Here is an 8,658-nt window from a genome sequence, read left to right as displayed (position 1 = left end):
GTATTGATCCCTCCAATACGGAGCGTATATTTTGAGGTAAGAGGAACGCCGCCTGAGCAAATTGAAGTAGGCATTCGGGCAAGCCATCATTCACCACTATTCACCATTATTCAAAACGAGCATCTAACGTTAATAAAAAATGGCGTTAAAGCCGTGACACTCGCAGCCAAAATTTGGCAAAGTAACTCAAACACTAAGAAAGGTTATCCACTGTATTAGTAATAAAGTTTACGAAGGTAATAAACAAAAATATCTATCGTAAATATCCTAAAATGAAGCAAGGTATTTGATGTGGTAATAATAAATACCGGTGTAATTTGGCCTTGGGGTTTGCTGGCCGCTTGCCCCAAAACTGTCATTAGTTAGCCGCTTTATACCCCTTCATTGCATCAGCAATAAAAGGAATGGCCTGTGCATTTTTAAGATACTGAGGCTCTAGCCTACGCAATGAATGTTGTTCGTACGCATAAGCGTAAGTCAGTATTTCAGCATCAGCATTTTCACCACCAATAAATGAAAGACTCACCGAAATCCCATGGATCCCCCCCATAGGTACTGATACATGGGGATACCCAGCCCGCGCAGCATGACTGCCATACCCTGGCCAGCTATTAGGCCAAACGTCGCCATTGATAGGATCCACTATTGGAACTGTTGGACCCGAAGGAGCCAGCAGTACTTGCACATTGTGTTCTTGTAATAATCTGTCAATCCCTTCTTGCCGGGTTGATGTTTGGACTATTTGAATTGCTGTTTGATACTCTTCACTTTCAAGCGAATCCATTGCTTGCGAAGCGACAAAAATACTTTGGTCAAACAAAGCTAATTCAATTTCTTTATGTGCCTCGTTAAAATCAATCAGTTGTTGTAAATTGCGGGTCGATACCTGTGCAGGTGATGTGGAGGCCAGATAAGTATTTAAACCATCTTTAAATTCGTACTTAAGAATATCGTAGCTCATGCCACCAAAATTATTAGGAGTCTCTGGGCGTTCGTCAATGTCAACCAGAATGGCTCCTGCATCCTTAAGATCAGACAAGGCAGTTTTGAAATGTTCTAATATTGGCGCTGAATCTCCCTTGGCAAAATTTAATACACCCACTCGCACACCTTTTAAGGCGTCTTTTGTCAAGCCAGCGCTGTAGTCTGTATTGGGTGTGGTAGTGGCCATGGCGTTCATCATCAATGCGGCGCCCATTACCGTTTTAGTCATCGTACCCGCAGTATCCTGAGACACAGAAATAGGAATAATATACTGCTGAGGCACAATACCCACTGTGGGTTTAAATCCTACAATCCCATTAGCATTTGATGGACATATAACCGAACCGTTGGTTTCAGTCCCTACTGAAGCCGCTGCAAGCGAGGCCGCAGTAGCGGCACCTGAACCCGAACTAGAACCACACGGATTGCGGTCTAACATGTGCGGATTCTTGACCTGACCGCCTAATGCACTCCAGCCACTCATTGAGCCTTCTGAGCGAAAATTAGCCCATTGACTGAGGTTAGTTTTCCCCAGTATTATCGCCCCTTGGGCACGCAAGCCAGCAACTAGAGGGCTATCACGTCCAGTTATATTATCCTTAAGTGCTAATGCTCCAGCTGTGGTGGCAATACGGTCTTTTGTCTCAATATTATCTTTCAGTAAAACAGGTACGCCATGTAAAGGCCCTATGATTTCACCTGCGGCACGTTGCTTATCAAGCTTTTGTGCTATGGCCAATACGTCTGGATTAAGTGCTAAAATAGACTGCAGCTTAGGTCCGTTTTTATCAATTTTTTCAATTCGCTCAATATATAATTTTACCAAAGCTTGTGAACTTATCTTACCAGTATTAAGTGCATTTATTACCTCAGGCAAAGAGCCAGCAATAATACCTTTGGCACGAAAATCAGTTTCAGCTAATTCAGGTTGTAAAATATTAGACTGTGGTGTCATAACAGAAGATTCTGTTGATGGTGAACAACCAGAAATAGAAATACCTGCCGCTACGGCACACACTAGTAAGTGCTTCATTGAATGTCTTTTAAAATGATTATGCGTTATCTGAAACTAATGAAACTGAATGGTTAATGCAAGCAATACTACTCATTATAAATGTGGCATTGATTAGTAAGTGAGTAAAAAGCCGTTTGCGAGTGGCCTAACGACTCAATAAGAATACTGAATGGTTAAGTCGTTACGGGAATGCATGATCAAGGGTATAGATTTGGCTAGACAGAAAATGAAAATGTGTTTACGTTTTTATATCTTCTTGCCTTGATTACACTTTTTTATCATTCACAAATTTCAAATACAAAAACGTGGCACCAAGCTAAATATACTGAACCAATGCTCGGATTATGATGCCGTTATATCGTGTAACACTTATTGAATAATAATAGCGATGCGTATTTTAAAAGTTGATGTGTAAATACGCAAAAAAACTAAAACACTACTGCAGAACATAGGTGTGTGTGCAAATACCCTCCCCCGCGTTAACTCAACTATCAATACCAAAAAATCACACCTTTATAGCGGTGCTTAAAATCTAATTCGAAGCGCAATAGCCACTCACCAAACATATTAATAAGTCTGGTTTTTAAAGGCAATCAAACGGATAGAAATGATATTGAACCAACCTTTTTTATCCTTGTTTATCTATAACAGGGCGTAAGAAACGATCGTTCTTTTACAGCGATTAGTTTGATATTCAATGCATTGATAGTTAATGATTCATCGTTATGCGTGGTGGTTTAGGTAAAACTTGATTGTAATACCTTTTTGAAAATGTGGAGTATATTGAGTGACAACCGATTTTATTGATGTAGAAATACCAGAGCCTGGTCAATGGCAGCAAGTTTCACCTGGTATTTTGTGGTTACGTATGCCATTGCCATTTGAGCTTGATCATATCAATTTATATCTAATAGAAGATTATGATTCTGTCACTCAAACAGAAGGTTACGCTCTCATAGACACTGGCTTTGGTGTTCGTAAGACCCAAGAGATATGGGATAGCCTGTTAGCAAAGCTTGATAAACCTCTGACAAAAGTCATTGTCACACACATGCACCCTGATCATATCGGTATGGCTGGCTATTTGGTCGACAAATATCGCGTACCCTTTTATATGAGTCATTCTGAATACTTTGTTGCCAGAGCGATGTGCGCCGGAAGCAGAGGCGCATCAGACTGGCAAGACGATGAATACTTAGTGCGCTGTGGAATGTCAGAGGACTATGTTGCCAACGCCAGCGAAAAGCGCAAAGAAAGTAAAGGTTTAGGGCAAGTCATCATGCCGATTCCTTTGCAACATGAACGCTTGCAAGAAGGTGATGTAATAAAAATTGGTACGCTTGGCAACATTGACTCCGTTGAAACTGATCAATGGCAAGTCATAATTGGCAGAGGGCATTCGCCAGAACATGTGTGTTTATATAATCAACACACTAAAGTGTTGATATCCGGTGATCACGTGTTACCCATCATCACACCTAACATAGGTGTATACAGCACAGAGCCAAATGCCAATGCGTTAAAGATGTATTTAGATACGTTACCGCAGTTCAAAAATTTACCAGAAGATACCTTGGTATTGCCCTCACACAAACAACCTTTTATAGGCCTACATAGCCGCGTTGATGCCTTAATTGCTCACCATCACAAACATTTACAGAGCTTAAAAGAGTTTTGTAAAGAAGGTAGAACCATCAAACAATGTTTGCCTGTTTTGTTCAAACGAGAGCTGAATGAGCACAATATGTTTTTTGCTATTGCAGAAGCGTTTTCACACCTAAACTATTTGTATTTTGAGCAAACATTTACTCGTGATATTAACGAAAAAAACCAGTATATATTTACCCTAAAGAGCGACCTTTTAAGTGATTAGACGGAAGAATTTTGGCTTATTAACAAGCTTTATCTGAGCAATGAGTACCCTAAAGTGAATGATGAGTATTTGCTTGATGTTCACTGCACACATAAAGCTGCAAGCGCCTTAGTAGTTTAATAGTGCTTAACGTTTGATTAATAAAAGTTCGAGTCGATTAGTCATCAGCAATAAAAACATCGTTATGAATACCGAACCCGGCCATTGTTAATATCAGAAAAAAACAGGCAGGCTGTGGGTTAGTTTTACTTATTAAAACACCTAACCGTATTGCTAATTTTTTTGGGTAGTTTACAAAACTATGATGTATTAAGATTATTTATTAAGGAGCCATTCACAGCTTTTCACCCAAAGTAATCGTTACATAATCTATTGTGGTTAGCTTATGCAGATTACCCTTGGTAACTTGATTGAATACAAAGCGGTATCAATAATTACCCACTCCCACCGTATTTCAAGTGGATACTACGAACAAGTAAAACCATTAATATATTGATATTTCATAAACTCTCGGTTTTTATCAAACAATTTAAGCAGACGACTATTTTGTCGTTCAAATAAATTGCGCAAATGTATTAATAAATAAGGCAATTATTTTTAAGAAACTTACAATAAATCTATCAATAAAAGCTAACAATAAAAGCTTTCAATAAAAGCTAACAATAAAAAGGTGGTTTTATGATGAAACGTATCCTCTTATTGTAAGTAACCAAGCATCAAGCTGTTTATATATATCCCCTAATTTTTTGGCGCTGATTTTTTGATTGACTAATAGTTGAGCGTTTTACATTTTACTGCCGTTAAGGAAATATTGATGGCACAAACTGAAGTCAATTTTCACTAACTCCAAGATTCTCTCCGCATGTTTTATCAGGAGTGATATAAAATTACAATCAATCAAAAAGCGATATTCATATATGAGTTTTTCTTCTTTAGCGTTAGACAAATCCCTTACTGATGCAATCAAGGCATTAGGTTACGAGAACCCAACACCTATACAACAACAAGCTATCCCTGCTGTACTTGCAGGTAAAGATATTATGGCAGGTGCCCAGACTGGTACTGGCAAAACAGCGGCTTTTGCATTACCCATTTTACAACAGTTAATGAAAGCCACTGATGCTTCGCGACCTATTAGTGCATTGGTACTAACCCCCACTCGAGAACTTGCACAGCAAGTGTATAAAAGTTTCTTGAGTTATGCCCAGAACACTCAATTAAACGTTGCGGTTGCATATGGCGGTGTCAGCATTAACAACCAAATAGCCGCGCTTGAGAAAGGCGCAGATATCTTAATTGCAACACCTGGGCGACTGTTAGACCATCTCACCAAAGAAAACGTCAATTTAAGCCAACTTCAAACCATCGTTTTTGACGAAGCTGATCGTATGTTAGACATGGGTTTTAAAGATGAAATTGATCAAATTTTAAGTCGGTTACCAAGCAAACGACAGACCTTACTATTTTCGGCAACATTTGATGATGCTATTTTTAAGTTAAGTAAAACCTTACTCAACAACCCTTTACTCATCGAAGTTAATCAACGCAATGCCGCCGCCACAGAGGTCGAACAACTGGTGTATACGGTTGATAGTGATCGTAAGCGAGAGCTGACGTCTTTTCTTATTGGCTCAAAAAATTGGCATCAAGTACTCATTTTTACTCGAACCAAACAAATGGCTGATGACCTAGCCAAAGAAATGTGTAAAGACGGTATACAGACTCAATCTATTCATGGTGATAAATCACAAGGTGCTAGAGAAAGAGTCCTAGCAGAATTTAAACAAGGTAAAACCAGAGCCCTTGTTGCAACTGATGTAGCAGCCAGAGGAATCGACATCATTGATTTGCAATACGTTATCAACTACGAATTACCCTACGTTGCTGAAGATTATATTCATCGTATTGGCAGAACAGGGCGAGCCGGGAATGCCGGATTAGCAATATCGCTCATGAGTCCAAGTGAAGAATGGTTGCTAGAGGCTGTTGAAAAAGTACTCGACAGCACATTGCTAAAACAATGGCTACCGGGTTATGAACCCGACTTGTCTAAACAAGATCAACCAGTCAAAAGAAGCAATAAAAGTAAACAAAAAAAACACGCAAGAAACAAAGCACTTGGGATCAAAACAACAAAAAAACGTAGGTAGTGGTAATGACTTTTTTTCAAACAGGCTCATTATTTAAATAAATAGAAATCAGGGGGCATGAAATTAAATTAAGGATATGTATGAGCTTTGAGTGAACTCATCAATGATTAAGCTTAGCGTCTATCAAATTTTGTTATGCCCTACAAATTCACAGTGAAAAACACCAATAAATTTTGAAGAGCTTGGGGTGCTCATAACAAGATTAGACAAGATAAAGCTTTACACTGACCCTAGATTCCCCTCAGCGCGTAATCAACCTGTACTTTCTTATCCAAACACTTAAAACAGGTAAAATATGGACTTTGACTCATTAATAGCAATTGCCCGCACACAACACCAACAGCCCGAAATGCTAATCAGCGTTCCTAAAGACTGGTCGCAAGGCCGGACCGTTTTTGGTGGCCTGTCGGCAGCAATGCTCTACAGTGCTGCAAGAGAGTATATTGAAGAAGATCGACCGCTACGCTCGATGACTACGAATTTTGTCGGTCCACTTCTCTTTGATACCCCGTTCCAGATCAATGTTGAAATTGTGCGTGAAGGAAAAAATGTGTCTCAAGTGCTTGCTCGCATAATACAAGAAGACAAAAATTGTGTGCTCACACAATTTTGCTTTGCCAAAGCAAGGAAATCAAAAACAGCCGTTAAAAATAATGACCAGCACAATATGGCAGTACCCCAAAAAGCTAACTTTATTCCTAACATACCCAAAGTTACCCCAAATTTTTTACGCCACTATGAGCTTTCAATTGATGATGGCGGTCTACCCTTTACTGGCAAAAAGAGCAGCCATTATTACGGTTGGATGCGTTTTAAAGAATCACCTCAGACAATAACCGAAGCGCATATCATCAGTATGATTGATGCATGGCCTCCTACCCTAATACAACAACTGCGCTGGCCAGCACCTGCGAGCACAGTTAGCTGGAATCTTGAATTTATTTATCCTCATAGGCCCTTTGCACCTTCCGATTGGTTAGCTTATAAAGAAGATACCCGCCAAGCGGCAGATGGCTATGGTCATACTGAAGCAACAATATGGGATATACATGGAGAGGTCATTGCACTATCGCGGCAAACCACTGCTGTATTTGATTAGCCGTGTTTAATAGCGTTAATAAAACACTCATCATAATTTATTGATAAATTATCACGGCTGTCCTTTTAAAATTTTCTCTTGAAATTGTTAAAAAAATTCACCAAGGGTAATCTACTCAATAAGCCACCGACGGCCGTTTGGTTTCAAATAGATTAAGAGCTGAGTTGGTTATAAAAAAGTGACTCGTCCCCCTGTTTCCGTGTTTAAAGTGTCCGTCTAACTATGGCAACTTAAACCTGACCACGCAGGTTGTTTCTGAAACTTTAGATGCGGAAAATGCAGGGGCTGCGCCACCAAAGAAAATTCAATGGCTAAAGCCATTGCGATGGCAGTTTTACAATTTTAATCAGCCAAAAACAGTAAACTTAGTGAAAAATAATATATTTCAACGAACCTGAACCCGCAGGTTTTCAGTGATTATTTGTATCTGATTGTCTTAAGTCAATTTTATTTTCACCCGCTGTATTTATCCAGACCTAAAAGTTTGGATAAGTACATGGCTTGGTTTGATCATAAAATATCAAATCTAGATTAGCCTTTTAAAAAGGCTAAGTTTATGGAATGCTCAACAAAATCAACCGGATTGTAGAGGTAAGTATGAAAGTAGCGCTTTTATCTAACTCGACTTCCGCCTAATTCACTTTATGTTGAGCAGGAAAAGTATGAAGAATTATTCATGGATTTATGATCAATCCGATATTAATTGGAATCAATTGTCAGATTTATACCGAATTGCACCTTTGGGTGATAAAGCGGCTAATGACTTAGAACTTGTATTTTCTAACAGTAAGTTTAAATGTTTCGTTTTCGATAACGCTACACTTATTGGTGTCGGTCGCGCTTTAGCTGACGGACTAGATTGCTCATACATCTGTGATGTTGCTATACACCCAGAATATCAAGGATTTGGTTTAGGGCGGAATATTATTAATCAATTGATTAAGTTATCTTTCGGTCACAAAAAAATAATATTGTATGCTAGCCCTGGTAAAGAAGGTTTTTATAAAAAGCTTGGTTTTAAGCAAATGAATACTGCTATGGCTATTTTCAGTAATGAACAAAGGGCAATTGAAGTTGGGTTACTAAGTTCAACATAACAACAAACTTAGACTAGACACCCAAAATAATATTGGCTCGGATCGGGTTTAAGTCAACATAAGTTATACACGCTAACACCGCACTTTCATCCCTCCTTGCCGTAAAAGCAGGCTTGAGATTTGAATCGTCCTTTCCACTAAATTTATTGGGAATAAATGAGAACTGCCTCAGCTGGCCCGAAGGGTGAGCGCCAAGGATGGCGGCGAGTAAAATCTGCCTGTGCATTTATCTTCTTTATTCGCTTTACGGGCGATGTACTCATTGAGATTGCGCATGAGCCAATTAATATCACATAAACGCTGACGGTAAATTGTCACTGTTTCATCTAGGCTGATACATTCACCTTTACTGAGCTTATCCCCTCTTTGATACTTTTGACTTAATAATGTGCCTTGGTACATTTGGTGCCAGCGCTTTATCACTTCTTCCATCGACCAGT

6 protein-coding genes and 1 pseudogene are annotated in these 8,658 nt (G+C 39.2%); 5 read left to right on the top strand and 2 right to left on the bottom strand.

The features are described 5' to 3' along the window. Positions 1–219, top strand: a 219-nt coding sequence (locus QZ562_RS17390) for a hypothetical protein (RefSeq protein ID WP_293762963.1), incomplete at its 5' end; no start/stop codon positions are given. Between the two features lie 139 nt (positions 220–358). Here the strand turns inward: QZ562_RS17390 and QZ562_RS17385 are convergent. After that, positions 359–2,017, bottom strand: coding sequence for an amidase (locus QZ562_RS17385; RefSeq protein WP_293762960.1), 1,659 nt, complete (start codon positions 2,015–2,017; stop codon positions 359–361). A 769-nt stretch (positions 2,018–2,786) separates the two neighbouring features. On the opposite strand from QZ562_RS17385, the gene QZ562_RS17380 reads away from it, so the two are divergent. The 4 genes from QZ562_RS17380 (at position 2,787) to QZ562_RS17365 (ending at position 8,218) form a co-directional block, all read left to right on the top strand. Beyond that, complete coding sequence (locus QZ562_RS17380) at positions 2,787–3,872, top strand: MBL fold metallo-hydrolase (RefSeq protein ID WP_293762957.1); 1,086 nt, start codon at positions 2,787–2,789, stop codon at positions 3,870–3,872. Positions 3,873–4,789: 917 nt separating this feature from the next. Beyond that, entirely contained in the window at positions 4,790–6,022 is a 1,233-nt protein-coding gene (locus tag QZ562_RS17375; protein WP_293762954.1) for a DEAD/DEAH box helicase, read from the top strand. A gap of 295 nt (positions 6,023–6,317) precedes the next feature. Then, positions 6,318–7,121 carry a thioesterase family protein gene (locus QZ562_RS17370; protein WP_293762951.1) on the top strand — a complete coding sequence of 268 codons (804 nt, stop codon included), beginning with the start codon at positions 6,318–6,320 and terminating at the stop codon, positions 7,119–7,121. Between the two features lie 662 nt (positions 7,122–7,783). Further along, positions 7,784–8,218, top strand: coding sequence for a GNAT family N-acetyltransferase (locus QZ562_RS17365; RefSeq protein ID WP_293762948.1), 435 nt, complete (start codon positions 7,784–7,786; stop codon positions 8,216–8,218). A gap of 28 nt (positions 8,219–8,246) precedes the next feature. Here QZ562_RS17365 and QZ562_RS17360 read toward each other — a convergent pair. After that, positions 8,247–8,658, bottom strand: a pseudogene (locus QZ562_RS17360) (hypothetical protein); the annotation flags it as partial.

It is taken from the genome of uncultured Paraglaciecola sp. (assembly GCF_913058035.1).
Lineage (GTDB): Bacteria > Pseudomonadota > Gammaproteobacteria > Enterobacterales > Alteromonadaceae > Paraglaciecola.
This window is presented reverse-complemented; position numbering and strand designations above follow the sequence as displayed.